Annotated in this window: 12 protein-coding genes; 5 read left to right on the top strand and 7 right to left on the bottom strand. The window is 69.0% G+C overall.

Annotation, left to right across the window (positions count from 1 at the left end; all coding sequences use genetic code 11):
* Both VED21_RS05040 and VED21_RS05045 read left to right on the top strand, forming a co-directional pair.
* The coding region (locus VED21_RS05040) for an aldehyde dehydrogenase family protein (protein ID WP_324881228.1) at positions 1–237 on the top strand (237 nt) is incomplete at its 5' end.
* A gap of 110 nt (positions 238–347) precedes the next feature.
* Positions 348–707, top strand: coding sequence for a DUF779 domain-containing protein (locus tag VED21_RS05045; protein ID WP_324881229.1), 360 nt, complete (start codon positions 348–350; stop codon positions 705–707).
* Positions 708–719: 12 nt separating this feature from the next.
* Here VED21_RS05045 and VED21_RS05050 read toward each other — a convergent pair whose 3' ends face one another.
* From VED21_RS05050 to VED21_RS05075, 6 genes are all read right to left on the bottom strand, one after another.
* Entirely contained in the window at positions 720–1,076 is a 357-nt protein-coding gene (locus VED21_RS05050; RefSeq protein WP_324881230.1) for an MliC family protein, read from the bottom strand.
* Between the two features lie 85 nt (positions 1,077–1,161).
* Positions 1,162–2,244, bottom strand: a complete 1,083-nt coding sequence (locus tag VED21_RS05055; RefSeq protein ID WP_324881231.1) for an enolase C-terminal domain-like protein — start codon at positions 2,242–2,244, stop codon at positions 1,162–1,164.
* 338 nt (positions 2,245–2,582) lie between these two features.
* Positions 2,583–3,404: a WecB/TagA/CpsF family glycosyltransferase gene (locus tag VED21_RS05060; protein ID WP_324881232.1), complete on the bottom strand. Its 822-nt coding sequence runs from the start codon at positions 3,402–3,404 to the stop codon at positions 2,583–2,585.
* A gap of 117 nt (positions 3,405–3,521) precedes the next feature.
* The gene (wecC, locus tag VED21_RS05065; protein ID WP_324881233.1) at positions 3,522–4,772 is read right to left on the bottom strand and encodes a UDP-N-acetyl-D-mannosamine dehydrogenase; all 1,251 of its coding nucleotides are present in this window, start codon (positions 4,770–4,772) and stop codon (positions 3,522–3,524) included.
* The gene (wecB, locus tag VED21_RS05070; protein ID WP_324881234.1) at positions 4,759–5,892 is read right to left on the bottom strand and encodes a non-hydrolyzing UDP-N-acetylglucosamine 2-epimerase; all 1,134 of its coding nucleotides are present in this window, start codon (positions 5,890–5,892) and stop codon (positions 4,759–4,761) included. The genes wecC and wecB overlap by 14 nt, the downstream gene beginning before the upstream one ends.
* Positions 5,893–6,606: 714 nt before the next feature.
* Positions 6,607–8,835, bottom strand: coding sequence for a GumC family protein (locus VED21_RS05075; protein WP_324881235.1), 2,229 nt, complete (start codon positions 8,833–8,835; stop codon positions 6,607–6,609).
* 425 nt (positions 8,836–9,260) lie between these two features.
* Between VED21_RS05075 and VED21_RS05080 the strand changes: the two genes are divergently transcribed.
* The 3 genes from VED21_RS05080 (at position 9,261) to VED21_RS05090 (ending at position 13,640) form a co-directional block, all read left to right on the top strand.
* A complete protein-coding gene (locus VED21_RS05080) occupies positions 9,261–10,973 on the top strand; it encodes a hypothetical protein (RefSeq protein ID WP_324881236.1) in 1,713 nt (570 codons plus the stop codon).
* Between the two features lie 308 nt (positions 10,974–11,281).
* Positions 11,282–12,607, top strand: coding sequence for a VpsF family polysaccharide biosynthesis protein (locus tag VED21_RS05085; RefSeq protein ID WP_324881237.1), 1,326 nt, complete (start codon positions 11,282–11,284; stop codon positions 12,605–12,607).
* 22 nt (positions 12,608–12,629) lie between these two features.
* Positions 12,630–13,640 (top strand): glycosyltransferase family 2 protein, encoded by a 1,011-nt coding sequence (locus VED21_RS05090; protein WP_324881238.1) that lies wholly within the window; start codon positions 12,630–12,632, stop codon positions 13,638–13,640.
* A gap of 242 nt (positions 13,641–13,882) precedes the next feature.
* On the opposite strand, the gene VED21_RS05095 is transcribed toward VED21_RS05090, so the two are convergent.
* Positions 13,883–14,180, bottom strand: a 298-nt coding sequence (locus VED21_RS05095; RefSeq protein WP_324881239.1) for an energy-coupling factor transporter transmembrane component T, incomplete at its 5' end; no start/stop codon positions are given.

Consider the following 14,180-nt stretch of genomic DNA (forward strand, 5'->3'; position numbering starts at 1 on the left):
GGCCTGGGTGCGGGCGTGTGGAGCCGCGACGGCAACCGCGCCTTCCGCATGGGCCGCGCCATCCAGGCCGGCCGCGTGTGGACCAACTGCTACCACCTCTACCCGGCGCACGCCGCCTTCGGCGGCTACAAGCAGTCGGGCATCGGCCGCGAAACGCACAAGATGATGCTCGACCACTACCAGCAGACCAAGAACCTGCTGGTCAGCTACAGCCCCAAGGCCCTGGGCTTCTTCTAAACCGGAACCCGTAGGTTGGGTTGAGCATCGGCGAAGACCCAACGCCCTCGCATCGCGCAGGGTGTTGGGTCTCGACCCAACCTACCGGTCCTTATGAAGGCAGAGAGGCGATGGTCGAGCGCGTGATCGCCACGCCCGCCGCCGTGGCGCTGATCGAGCGTCTGAAGGCGCGGCACGGGGCGCTGATGTTCCACCAGTCCGGCGGCTGCTGCGACGGCTCCGCGCCCATGTGCTATGCCGAGGGCGAGTTCCGGGTCGGCGGTGGCGATGTCCGCCTGGGCGCCATCGCCGGCTGCGCTTTCCACATGGGGGCGGTCCAGTTCGAATACTGGAAGCACACCCAGCTCGTCATCGACGTGGTGCCGGGCCGCGGCGGCAGTTTCTCGCTGGAGGCGCCGGAGGGCGTCCGCTTCATCACCCGCTCCCGCCTCTTCACCGACGCGGAACTGGCGGCGTTGGGCGATGTCTGAAGGACCCGCGCGTCACTTGCGCGGGCGGCACTCGGTCAGCAGCGGCTTGGTGTCGAAGAAATCCTTGCCGGTGAAGGCGCTGAGCGTCGCCTCCCCCTTGTGTTCCCACCATTCCAGGCCGGGCTGTTCGGGCGTCGTCCCGGCCATGGAGGCATAGCGGGCGCCGCTGGCCGACGGTGCCTCCGCTAGCCCGTGGTCGCGGCCGTTCCAGCGCAGCACGACGAAGCCGACCTCGCGGTGCGACAGGTAGGTGGCGCTGATCGTTTTCCCGCCACGGCAGACGTAGTCCACGGTCTCCGGCGGCGCCGCGACGGCGGCGGCCGGCACCAGCGAAAGGCAGAACAGCAGACCGGCGAACCTCGCGACCATGGCAACCATCCCCCTCGCGCTTTCGAGGAGGGAAGGAGACCGAAGCAATGCCCCCGCCGTCAAGCGGCCACCATCACCAGTTCGTTCAGGTCACCGTGAAGCGTGCCAGGGCGTCGTCGTCCCACGCCATGCCGAACCCCGGCCCGCGCGCCGTGACCATGCCGCCGGCCGGACGCACCGGTTCGGCCAGCATGGCGCCGGCCATGTCCAGGTACTCCAGGAAATGGCACGTGGGGCTGACGGCCAGCGCGTGCGCGCTCGCCTCGACGAACAGGTGGCTGGAGAGCGGCAGGCTCGCCGCCTCGGCCAGCGCCATGGCCCGCAGCCACCCGGTGATGCCGCCGATCTTCATCAGGTCGGGCATCGCCATGTCGCAGGCGCCGGCCGCCACCGCGCGGGCCATATCCGCCGGAAACCACCAGTTCTCGCCGGTCTGCACGGGAACCGGCAACGCGGCGCGCACGCGCGCGTGCCCTTCCAGGTCCTCGGCGGCGACCGGTTCCTCCACCCAGGTCAGGTCGAATTCGGCCAGCCGCTCGATGCGCCGGATCGCCTCGGTGGCGCCCTGCGACTGGTTCAGATCGACCATGAGCCGGACGTCCGGCCCGATGACGTCGCGCACGCCGCGCACCATGGCCGCGTCCTCGGCGGCGCTCCCCTCGCCGATCTTGATCTTGATGGCCCGGAAGCCGGCCGCGACGGACGCCTCCAGCGCGGCCCGGTCGGCGACCGGATCGACCAGGCCGAAGCTGTCGTAGGCCGGTATGGGCCGGGCGGTCCCGCCGATCAATTCCACCACGGGCCGGTCGGCCGCGCGCCCCAGCGCGTCCCACAGCGCCATGTCCAATCCGGACAGCGCCATGCCGACGATCCCCTGCCGCCCTAGCAGGCGGAAGGTCTGCGACAGCTCGCGGAAGCGATCGGCCGGCGCCACCGGCTTGCCGGCGACCAGCCCGGCGAGATCGCCCAGGAACGCGCACATCGGCTTCAGCACAAGGGGCGTGTAGCAGAACACGTAGGCGCGCCCGACGACGTCCTGGTCGGTCTGGACGTCGATGAGCACCAGCGGCGCCGCCGGGATCGCGCCGGACGCCGTGCGCAACGGCCGCGGCATCGGTGCCAGCACCGGTCGCGGATGCAGTGATCGTATGGTCGGAAGCGTGGCCATGTGCGGCCCCCGAATACGGGAGTCCGGGCTGGCTCCCTGCCCGGTTTAAGATTGTGGCTCCCCGCGAAAAGGCGAGGCCCGGACGCCCCCGCGCGGCACCGCCGTCACGCCAGGCCGCACCGCTCAGGGCAATCGCCTTAAAGCCCCTCTCCCGTCAAGGGAGAGGGGCTATCCAGCAACCCCAGGTCCTTCAAGCGATCGCCCTGCCACACCGCTATGATCGCTTGCGCATAACGCGGGGCGCGGTATGATGGCGAACGATTTTCACCGGCGCACCCGGTGGAAGCCAGACCTGAACCTGATGCGCCTCCCGGCCCCCGGCCGGGAGGCTTTTTCGTTCACGCCCGCCGTTCGCCGGCCAGGCGGGTGCGCAGCACCTCGCGCGTCAGCAGGCCCAGGTAGAGGCTGTTGGTCACCAGATAGCGCCGCCACATGCGCCGCGGCTCCTGCAGCACGCGGTACAGCCATTCCAGGCCGGCCCGCTGCATCCAGTCCGGGGCGCGGCGGGTGATGCCGGCCATCACGTCGATGGAACCGCCGACCCCCATCAGGAACGACACGCCCAGCCGGTCGCGGTAGAGCTGGGTGAAGCGTTCCTTCATCGGGCTGGACATGGCGACGAACAGGCAGTCGGCGCGCGACGCGCGGATCGCGTCCACGACCTCCTCCTCCTCCTCGCGCTTGAAATAGCCGTCGCGCCAGCCAGCGATGTCGATGTCCGGATAGCGGCGGCGGATGTTGGCGATGGCCTGTTCCAGCACCGCCGGCTTGGCGCCCAGGATGTAGGGGCGGTAGCCGCGCCGGGCGCACAGCTCCAGCACGCGGTCCATCAGGTCGATGCCGGCGACGCGCGCCGGCACCGGCAGCCCCATCAGGCGCGCCCCCCAGACGATGCCCATGCCGTCGATGTTGATCAGGTCGCTTTCGACCACGTCGCGGTGCAGGTCGGCGTCGCGGCGCATGCTGATCAGCTTGGAGACGTTGACCACCACGTGCTGCAGCCGCACGCGCTGGGCCAGCGCGGAATCGATGACGGCGACCGTCTCCTCCATGTCGAGGGGGTCGAGCGGCACACCCAGGAAGTCGATCCGCCGCGCCCGCACGCCGCGCGCGTCGAGGAAATCGCCGGCGCTGCGGTTGACGCCCGAAAGCCCGTCCATGGAACCTCCTTCGCACTCTGCATTGCGGCGCCGGGGTTTCGCTGGCGCTCAACCCGACCTACGAGGAATTCCCGCGCAGGTTGGGTCGAGGCGCAGCCGAAAACCCAACGTCGGTCCTCACCACACGCCGACGGTGTCGATGACGAACTTGTCCTTCAGCAGGTCGCGGTCGACGTAGAGGAAGCCCATGTGGTCGACCAGCAGCACCACCAGGTTCGCCTGATCCAGCGCGGCGTCGAAGTCGGTCAGCTCCAGGCCCAGTTCCTCCAACTCGCGCGGCAGCTTGTTGACGTGCGGCTCGACGACCAGCAGCTTGCCGACCTTCTCGCGGGCGAGGTTGGCGACGATGTGCACCGCCGGGCTCTCGCGCAGATCGTCCACGTCCTTCTTGTAGGACAGGCCCAGGCAGGCGATGACCGGCTCCTTCAGGTGCTGCGCCTTCTCGCGCACCTTGGCGCAGACGAACTCCGGCTTGCCGTCGTTCACCGCGCGCGCCGCGCTGATCAGGCGGGATTCGTCCGGTGCCGAGTCCACGATGAACCACGGGTCGACGGCGATGCAGTGGCCGCCCACGCCGGGGCCGGGGCGCAGGATGTTCACGCGCGGGTGCAGGTTGGCCAGCTTGATCAGCTCCCACACGTTGATCTTCAGCTTGTCGCAGATGACCGACAGCTCGTTGGCGTAGGCGATGTTGACGTCGCGGTAGGCGTTCTCCGCCAGCTTCGCCAGCTCGGCCGTGCGGGCGTTGGTCGGCCGGCACTCGCCCTCGCAGATGATCTTGTAGAGCTGGAGCGCCTGCTGCGCGCACTTGCGGGTGATGCCGCCGATGACGCGGGCGTTGTTCACCACCTCGTCCAGGATGCGGCCGGGCAGCACGCGCTCCGGGCAATGGGCGACGCGCACGTCCGACAGCTCGCCGCGCTGGGTGGGGAAGGTGAGGTCCGGGCGCTCCTCCGACATCCAGGTGCACATCCGCTCCGTCGTGCCGACGGGGGAGGTGGATTCGAGGATCACCAGGTCGCCTTCCTTCAGCACCTTGGCCACCGCGCGCGACGCCTGCTCGACGTAGCTCAGGTCCGGCCAGTGGTGCCCCTCCACGTCTTGGAACGGGGTGGGCACCGCGATGATGAAGGCGTCGGCCGGCTCCACCGTCTGCGAGGCGCGCAGCTTGCCGGCCTCGACCACGCGGCGCAGCAGCGCGCCCAGGTTCGGCTCGACGATGTGCGGCTCGCCGGCGTTGATGCGCTCGACCACGTGGGCGCTGACGTCGACGCCGACCACCTCGACGCCGCGGTCGGCGAAGACGGCCGCGGTGGGCAGACCAATGTACCCGAGGCCGACAACGGAAATCCTGCTAACCGATTTCATGGAGCATCCTCGCAATGATGCGGTCGCAGGCGCGACCATCGCCATAAGGGTTGTGGGCACGGCTCATCCGCCGGTACGCCTCGGCGTCGTCCAAGAGGCGCGTGGCGTGGGTGACCACGGCCTCGGCCGACGGGCCGATCAGCTCGACGGTGCCGGCGGTGACGGCTTCCGGCCGTTCGGTGGTGTCGCGGGTGACCAGCACGGGCTTGCCCAGCGACGGCGCCTCCTCCTGCACGCCACCCGAGTCGGTGACGATCAGGTGCGCGCGCTTCATCAGGTGGACGAAGGGCAGGTACTCCTGCGGCGGGATCAGGTGCACGTTGTCCCGGCCCTTCAGGATCGCCTGCGCGGCCTTCTGCACGTTGGGATTCAGGTGGACGGGGAAGACGACCGACACGTCCGGCCGCTCGGCCAGCCAGGACAGCGCGGTGAACACCTGCTCCAGCCCGCCGTCGAAGTTCTCGCGCCGGTGGCCGGTGGCCAGGATCATCCGGCGGCCCGACCGCTCGATCTCGTCGAGGAACGGGAACTGCGCGTCCAGCGAGGCGCGGAGCGCCGCGTCCTTCTCGATGCGGTCCACGGCGAACAGCAGCGCGTCGATGACGGTGTTGCCGGTCACCTCGATCCTTGCGGCGTCGATGCCCTCGCGCAGCAGGTTGTCGCGCGACTGGGTGGTGGGGGCGAAGTGCAGGTCGGCGATGCAACTCGCCACCTTGCGGTTCATCTCCTCCGGCCAGGGCGACATCAGGTTGCCGGTGCGCAGCCCCGCCTCCACGTGGCCGACGGGCACGCGGGCGTAGAAGGCGGCCATGGTGGTGGCCATGGTGGTGGTCGTGTCGCCCTGCACCAGCACGCGGTCGGGCTTGCACCGGGCGATGACGTCCATGGTGCCGGACAGGACCGCGCTGGTGATGTAGGCCAGCCCCTGGCCGTCGCGCATGACGTCCAGGTCGAAGTCCGGGCGGATGTCGAACAGCTCCAGCACCTGGTCGAGCATCTGCCGGTGCTGCGCGGTCACGCAGACGATCGGCGTCAGCCCGGGCGTGCGCTCAATCGCTTTGAGGAGCGGCGCCATCTTGATGGCCTCTGGCCGGGTGCCGAAGACGATGAGAACTCTCATTCAGGAACTCCGCGCTTGCCGGTGACCCGGACCCTTGCCCGGACGCAGCCACCTGGGATCTCAGCCTTCGGAAGGACCGCCGGCGCCCCTGGGGCGACCCTGGGTGCCGGATCTTCCGCGAATAAAAACGCACGGTGAATGACGGACTTGGATAGTAACTCAGCAGTGAAGTGGCTAACACAAAGGTCCTATTATCTTTAAAAGCGGCTCGTGGTTGGTGGTCGTGTCGCAACCAATAGAATGCAAAGCAAGATGTGCGACTGATAGCTTGCCGTCAACGCTCCATTCGAAGTGCCAATCCGGCGTGGTAAGTGTTAGCGTAAGAAACGGAACGGGGTATTTGTTGGCAAAGCCGGAGAATCCATGGTGGTGCCGGCAGGGCCATGTCGTCGAGGGGCGACCGCGTCGGTAGTAATCCGTCAGCCGCGTACGGTTTCTTCGTCGGTGCCCCGGCGGCGCGATTTGTGAAGAAAAGGGCAAGAAAAAGCCCTTCCCCCTGGTGCGGCGGAACGAACGTTACTCGCCGAACCAGGAAGAAGGGCTCTGTGGGTGTCACGCCCACCTTGAAGCCCCTCTCCCCCTGCGGGAGAGGGGTTGGGGAGAGGGGGGATTACGCCCGGCAGGGCGGAGGAAGATTTTTCCCGGCTGCCGCCGGTATTCCCCCTCTCCCCAACCCCTCCCCCGCAAGGGGGGGAGGGGCTTCGGGGGAAGGCGTCACGCCGTGTAGTAGCGGGCGCATTCCTTGGAATACATGTCGGCGTCGCTGTAGGTGTGCATGGCCAGTTGGCGGGTGTCGACCTGCGTCAGGATGGCGCCGGCGATGGGGGCGCCGCTGGCCTCCAGGTCCTTCATGGCGAAGGCGACCGACCGCGCGCGAGAGTGGCGCCAGCGGATGGCGTACAGGCAGGTGTCGGCGCTGACCGCCAGGATCTTGGTGTCGCTGACCGGCAGCACCGGCGGCGAGTCGATCAGGATCAGGTCGTAGTGGTTGCGCAGCGCCTGGATCGCCTCGTTGAAGCGCGGCGAGAGCAGGAGCAGCTGCACGTCGTGCCGCGACCGGCCGGCGCCGATGGCCTGCAGGCCGCTCTTGGACTGGCGGATGACGTCCTCCAGGCTGGCCTTGCCGTCCAGGTAGTCGCTGAGCCCGTTGCCGCCGGTGACGTTCAGCTCGTGGCTGAGGCCGGCGCGGCGCAGGTCGGCGTCGACCACCAGCACCCGGTAGCCGCTGCGCGACGCCACGCGGGCCAGCGACAGCGTGGTCGTCGTCTTGCCCTCGCCCGGCAGGGTGGAGGTCAACAGGACCACGCGGCCCCCCGCCTCGCCGGACGTGTTCATCAGCACCGACGTCAGCACGGAGCGGTGCGCCTCGGCGTAGGCCGACGACGGGTTGCGGTCGATCTCGCCGAACAGGCCGCCGCGGCGCCAGAACCGCTTGCGGATGCGCGGCACCAGGCCCACCGCCGGGATGCCCAGGCGGCCCTCGATCTCCTCCATGCTGCGGATGCCGGTCTCGAACAGCTCCGACGCGAAGACGACCAGCAGCGCGATGACGCTGCCCAGCAGGGCGGCCAGCACGACGATCAGCGGCTTGTTCGGGAACGACGCCGCCAACGGCACGTCGGCCTGCGAGACGACCCAGGATTCCGGCCGCACGAAGCCCATCTGCTCGGTCTGCTTCAGGCGGTTGAGGAAGGTCTCGTAGATGGTGCGGTTGGCCTGCGCCTCCTGCTCCAGCGCGCGCAGGCGCACCTCGGTCACGTTCAGGCGCGACAGGTCCTCCTTCTGCCCGGCCAGCGAGGCCAGCAGCGCCTGCGCGCGCTTCTCCGCCACCTGGGCCTGGTTGCGGGCGCGCTGCACGGCGTCCTCGGCCTCGCGCGCGATGCGCTGGCGGGTGGCGCTGATCTCGGCGTTCAGCGCCATGATCGCCGGGTTGCGCGGGCCGTACATGTTCGACAGCTCGGCCAGGCGGCGCTGCTGGTCGGCCTCGATCCGCCGCAGGTCGTCCAGCGGGCGGTTCTCGGTCAGCTCGGGGAAGCTGAACACGGCCGCCGGGCCGGTGCGGCGCACCGCCTGCTCGATGGCTTCCAGGCGCGACTGCGCGGCCTGCCATTCGGCGTGCGCGGTGACGTAATCGGTGTTCAGGCGCGACACCTGCTCGGACAGCAGCAGCGTGTTCTGGCCCTTGAGCAGGCCGTTCTCGGCGCGGAACGTCTCGACGCGGTTCTCCGACGCCTCGGCCTCGGCCTTCAGCTCGTTCATCCGGCTGCTCAGCCAACTGGTGGCCTTCTGCGTCACGTCGAACTTGGCCTGCATCTGCTGGAGCGTGTAGGCCTCGACCAGCTTGTTGGCGACGCGGGAGGCCAGTGCGGGATCCTGCGCGGTGAACGACACGGCGATGACGCGCGATCGGCCGACGGCGCCCACCGACAGGCTCTCCTCGAAGCGGTCGATGACCTGGGTCATCATTGCGTCCTCGCCGGCGTAGGGGGCCTCGGGCGCCGGCGGCTCCAGGCCCATCCACCCTTCCACCATGGTGCGGGCGTCGGCGATGGTGCGGCGCACGAAGCCCATCGCCCGGGCGGTGAGCGGCACCTCCTGCTCGGTCGGGTTGAACTCCTGCGTGCTCAGCAGGTTCGTCTCGTCGATCACCTTGCGCGCGAGGCTGCGGGAGCGCAGCACCTCCACCTCGCTCTCGATGGTGGCGGTGTCCGGCACCAGGCCGGACAGGACGGATTCGACGTTGACCAGATGCTCCTGCCGCGGGTCCAGCATGACCGTCGCGGTGGCGGTGAAACGCGGCTTGGTGCTGACGGCGATGGCCACGCCCGCGGCGACGCTCAGGGCCACGATGCCGACCATGATCCATTTACGGCGGTAGAGCAGCTTGTACGCCTCATACAGGCTCAACTGCTTTTCGCCCGTCGTCGTCGGGTCCGATGCCAAGGGCAATGCCTTGTCTGTCCGGCGAATTGCGTTCATTTCCGGTCTACTCTGTAAGAGGGATAAAGCCGGGAAGCTTTCGCCTAAAATCGGCAAGGACGCGCCAGGGCGCGCTCCGCTCCCACCATTTCTTATGGTTGCGCAGGCCCGCCCGGGCATCTGTTCTTTGGTGTTCCCGAACGCGGGAGGCGTGGTAGGCGTGGATCCGCCGTTTGGACCGCGCCGGGCCATCCGGGTACTTCGACCCGGCCGGTGCACCTCCGGCGGCGACTCCGTCCGCCCGGCCGGTCCCCCGCGCGCGCCTCCCCCTACCGATTTGGGGTGCGTCCTTTGCCTGTTGGACACGGGCGCGCGGCCAACCCCAACTACACCTCCCGATATTGCCGCGAGCGGGCAAAGCGTGCCCGCGTCCAGAACAGGGCCATTGCATGACCCATCTGTCCTCGACGGTTCGCAACGCGGATGCCCGCCGGGCGCTCGACCGCGCCTGGGTGATCGCCGCGGTCTACGCGCTGTTCGCCGGCGCCGGCATCGTGCTGCTGGCGGAAATCGTGCCGCTGACCGTTCACCCGCAACGCCTGCTCACCCCCGCCGGCATCGTCAGCTTCGTCGCCTTCGGCGCGCTCTCGCTTTCCGCCGTCCTGGTGCCGTCCCTGCTGGCCCCGGAAAGCTCCCGCGCGCTCGCGCGCACGCTGGCCGAAGCGATCGAGCGGCGCAACGTGCTCTCCCTCGCCCTGGTGCTGGCCGCCTTCGTCGCCGGCACGCTGGTGGTGGCCTATGTGGTGCTGGAGGGCTTCCCCAACTCCGGCGACGAGTACGCCTACCTGTTCCAGGCCTGGCACTTCGCGCGCGGCGAGCTGTGGGTGGCCGCCCCGCCGCTGGGCGAGACCTTCGCCCCCTACCGCACCTGGGTGCTGGACGGCAAGTGGGTCAGCCAGTACCCGCCGGGCTGGCCGGGCGCGCTGGCGCTGGCCGTGCTGATCGGCCTGCCGGCGTGGGCGGCCAACGCGCTGTTCGGCGGTGCCTTGACCGCCTCGCTGGCGGCGCGCGCGTGGCCCTACGGCGACCGGACCGTTGCCGTTGCGGTGGCGCTGGTCTTCGCGCTGACGCCGTTCACCGTCTACAACGCAGCCTCCTACCACTCGCACGTCTTCACCGCGCTGTGCATCGCGCTGCTGTGCGTCGCCTGCGTGCGCTACAACGACGACAGGGGCCAAGGGAGTGGCTGGCTGGCGCTGGTCGCGGCGGCGCTGTGCCTGGGCGTCATCGGCGCCACGCGCTACATGACGCTGCTGCTGCTGATCCCCGCCATGCTGGTCTGGGTGTTCGTCGAGAATCGGCGGACGTGGCTGCGCATCGCCGTGGTCATGGCGCTGGTCGCCGCCCCGTTCCTCGGCCTCCTCATGCTCTACCAGGACGCGATCACCGGCAGCCCGTTCCGCAGCACCTATTCCGTCATCAACCGGCCGGACATCTTCCTGACCGCCGCCTGGAAGGACGTGGTGCACGGCAGTGCCCTGTCGCTCTACCGCGTGGCCGAGTTGGCGGTCTGGGTGTCGCCGATCCTGCTGGCGCTGTACGCGGTGGCCTTCGCGGTGAAGGCGCGCAACGGCGCCATCCGCTTCTACGACCTGATCTTCCCCACCTTCCTGGTCGGCTACGTCTTCTTCCCCACGCTGGGCGGCAACCGCTACGGCCCGCGCTATTACTACGAAGGGTTCCCGCTGATGCTGGCCACCATCGGCACGGCGGCCCCGCTGGTCACCGCCTGGGGCCGGCGGGTGTGGGAACGGCCGGTGGTGCTGCACGCCGTGCTGGTGTGCCTGTGCACCCTGGTCCTCACGCACCTCTTCCTGTGGCCCACCTACCGCACGCAGATCGCCGAGCGGCAGGACCTCTACCGCCTCGCCGCCGAAATGAAGCTGGACAAGGCCATCGTCATCGTCAAGACGACGCCGGGCTTGGGCCTGATCGCCGAGGATCTGGCGCGCAACGGCCTGTCGGTGGACGGCCCGGTGCTCTACGCCCGTCCGGATGCGGTGCCGGAGGATTTGCGCAAGGCCTTCCCCGATCGGTCGGTGTGGGTCTACGAGCGCGGCAGTCCCGATGAACCGGGCCGCCTGACGCCCGCCGCACCTTAAATTGAGCACGGTGGAGGTCGGATTGTTGTCGGCGCGGCCAAGGACAAAGCCCCTCTCCCCTCGCTCTCGCCGGATCTTTGATCCGGCTGACGCGACAGGCGGGTCCTTTGGACCCGCTGAGAGCGGGAGAGGGGTTGGGGAGAGGGGGATAGCCGGCGTCAGCCGGGATATGAACCTCTTCCGGGCATCCGCCCGTAACCACCCTCTCCCCAACCCCTCCCCCGTCAAGGGGGAGGGGCTATGAAGGGACGCTCCGCTTCCAGTTTCTTTTTCAGTGTGCCGACCGTGACGGAGGCGACAGCAACGCCATGACCGAACTCACCAATAATCCCCTGGGCACCCCTCTGGGCACCCCACTCGGCGTCCCGCCGCTGGCGACCTCCGTCGCGCGGCAGAGCGTTCTGGCGAAGATCGCGCTGGCCGCCGCGGCGCTGGCCGCCTGCCTGGGCGCGCCGCTGATCGAGACGCTGGGCATCGCCTACGTCAGCCCCGGCGGCGGCCTCCTGGGCAAGATCCACCCCTCCACCTACCTGATCCTCGCCGCCTTCGGCTGGCTGCTGTTCACGCGGGGCGACCCGGTGACCACCATGCAGGCGATCTGGCGCCGCCAAGGCGCCGAGGTCGTCTTCCTGGGTCTGGTGGCGGTGGTGGCGCTGTTCGGCATCATGCGCTACGGCCCGTCGGGTCTGGCGTATCTGGTCGACGTCTTCATCGCCCCGGCGCTGTTCGCCATCGTCCTGCATCATCTGGCGCCGGAGACGCGGGCGCGCCTGTTCGCCGTCGTCTTCTGGCTGCTGACGCTGAACGCCCTGATCGCCATCGGCGAGGCGGCGACGCGGCAGTACCTGATCGGCTACCTGCAATGGGACATCCGCTGGGACGGCGGCATGGAGTTCCGCGCCGCCTCCCTTCTGGGGCACCCGCTGAACAACGCGCTGATCACCGTGCCGGCGGCGATCCTGGGCTTCCATCTGGCGACCACCGGGCGCGGCTCGGCCGTCGCCTTCGGCATCCTGGGGCTGGGCCTGCTGGCCTTCGGCGGGCGCGCGGCGGCGCTGCTGACCGTGGTGGGGCTGTTCGGCTTCATCGTCGTGGACGTCTGCGCGCGGCTCTACCGCGGCACGCTGTCGTTGCAGCGCGCGGTGATCTACCTGTCGATCCTGCTGATCGGCCCGCTGCTGCTGCTGGGCGTGCTCAGCACCACGGGCCTGGGTGAGCGCATCGTCGGCCGCGCGCTGTTCGACGGCAGCGCCCAGACCCGCCTGGAGGCCTTCAACATCTTCAACTACATCAGCCGCGACCAGCTCTGGTTCGGCATCAGCAGCGAGGCGGTGGGCATCCTGATGGAGAACCTGTCGCACATCGGCGTCATCGAGAACTTCTGGATCTACCTGATCGTCAACCTGGGCATCGTCAACGTGGCGCTGCTGACGTACGGCTTCGGCCTGTTCCTGTGGCGCACGGCGCACCGGGGCGGCTACGTCGGCGGGCTGACGGTGGCCACCTTCCTGGTGGTCGCCTCCACCAACAACTCGCTGGCCGCCAAGACGACCGCGCTGACCATCCTGGTCACGCTGGTGCTGTGCTTCGGCGACTACATGCGGGCCAAGGCGAATTCCAGGGGGACCCTGTAAAATGGACAGTCGGGAGAGGATAATGGCTGGCAGCGCGATTTCCCTGGTCGACACCACCACGGACTGGACGCCCAAGCCCGCGGCGCGGCCGGACACGCCGGCCGTGGCGGTGCTGATCCCCTGCTACAACGAGGAGGCGGCGATCGGCACGGTGGTGCGCGACTTCCGCGCGGCCCTGCCGGACGCCACCATCTACGTCTACGACAACAACTCCTCCGACCGCACGGTGGAGGTGGCCCGCGCCGCCGGCGCCGTGGTGCGGCACGAACCCTTGCAGGGCAAGGGCAACGTCATGCGCCGCATGTTCAGCGACGTGGAGGCCGACGTCTACGTCCTGGTCGACGGCGACGACACCTACCACGCGCCCAGCGCGCCGCAGATGATCCAGAAGCTGTGGGCCGAGCAGCTGGACATGGTGAACGGCCAGCGGGTGACCGACATCGCCGCCGCCTACCGCCCCGGCCACCGCCTGGGCAACAAGGTGCTGACCGGCATCGTGGCGCAGATCTTCGGCAGCCGCATCCAGGACATGCTGTCCGGCTACCGCGTCTTCTCCCGCCGCTTCGTGAAGTCCTTCCCCGCACTCGCCAGCGGCTTCGAGACGGAGACGGAGTTGACCGTGCACGCGCTGGAGCTGCGCATGCCGATCGCCGAGGTGAAGACCCCCTACAAGGACCGGCCCGAAGGGTCGGTCAGCAAGCTGAAGACCTACCGCGACGGCTTCCGCATCCTGCGCACCATCCTGGTCCTGGTGAAGGAGGAACGGCCGCTGCCCTTCTTCAGCCTGGTCTTCGCGCTTCTGGCGCTGGCGGCGCTGGGTCTGGCGGCGCCGGTGATCGCCACCTTCGTGCAGACCGGCCTGGTGCCGCGCCTGCCCACGGCGGTTCTGTCCACGGGCCTGATGCTGCTGGCCTTCCTCAGCCTGATGTGCGGCCTGATCCTCGACACCGTCACCCACGGCCGCCGCGAGATGAAGCGCCTGCGCTACCTGACCATCCCCGCGCCGGGCGCCACCCCGCCCGAGCGGTCGTAACCCAAAACTCCCTCCCCCAGCCCCGCTGGGGGAGGGCAGGGTGGGGGCAACGGCCTGTTCAAGGATCCACCCGTAGGTTGGGTTGAGCGCCAGCGAAAACCCAACGTCCCCGCATCGCGAACACGTTGGGTTCTGCGGCTGGCGCCTCAACCCAACCTGTGGGGCACCTTTCTAAAACGTCATCCCCGCCGTCGCGGGGATGACGAAGCGGGAATATTCCGGTCAAGGAAAGTCCATGTTCCTCAATGCGGGTCGTAGCCGCGCGCCTCCAGCGCGTCGGCCAGATCGTCGGCCATGCGCAGCGTCTTCACCATCAGCGGCACGAGAAGCGCCACGGCGCTGCGTTCCACGCCGCGGGCGCGCTGGGCCATGCGGATCTCCTGCGCCTGGGCCAGCAGGACCGGCACCAGCCGGATGGTCAGCGCCAGCATCAGGCTGACCTTGCCGGCGTTGACGCCCAGCGGGCGCAGCCACGCCAGCGCGCGTTCCAACGTCTCCACCATGTCCGACACGCGCGTGGTCAGCGTCACCAGCGTGGCG

The organism is Azospirillum sp., assembly GCF_035627195.1.
In the GTDB taxonomy this organism is placed as follows: Bacteria; Pseudomonadota; Alphaproteobacteria; order Azospirillales; family Azospirillaceae; genus Azospirillum.

Coding starts and splice junctions, on each gene's coding strand:
- VED21_RS05055 (WP_324881231.1), bottom strand. CDS start 2,244: ATGGCCACGCTTCCGACCATACGATCACTGCATCCGCGACCGGTGCTG.
- VED21_RS05060 (WP_324881232.1), bottom strand. CDS start 3,404: ATGGACGGGCTTTCGGGCGTCAACCGCAGCGCCGGCGATTTCCTCGAC.
- VED21_RS05085 (WP_324881237.1), top strand. CDS start 11,282: ATGACCGAACTCACCAATAATCCCCTGGGCACCCCTCTGGGCACCCCA.
- VED21_RS05045 (WP_324881229.1), top strand. CDS start 348: ATGGTCGAGCGCGTGATCGCCACGCCCGCCGCCGTGGCGCTGATCGAG.
- wecB (WP_324881234.1), bottom strand. CDS start 5,892: ATGAGAGTTCTCATCGTCTTCGGCACCCGGCCAGAGGCCATCAAGATG.
- VED21_RS05090 (WP_324881238.1), top strand. CDS start 12,630: ATGGCTGGCAGCGCGATTTCCCTGGTCGACACCACCACGGACTGGACG.
- wecC (WP_324881233.1), bottom strand. CDS start 4,772: ATGAAATCGGTTAGCAGGATTTCCGTTGTCGGCCTCGGGTACATTGGT.
- VED21_RS05050 (WP_324881230.1), bottom strand. CDS start 1,076: ATGGTCGCGAGGTTCGCCGGTCTGCTGTTCTGCCTTTCGCTGGTGCCG.
- VED21_RS05080 (WP_324881236.1), top strand. CDS start 9,261: ATGACCCATCTGTCCTCGACGGTTCGCAACGCGGATGCCCGCCGGGCG.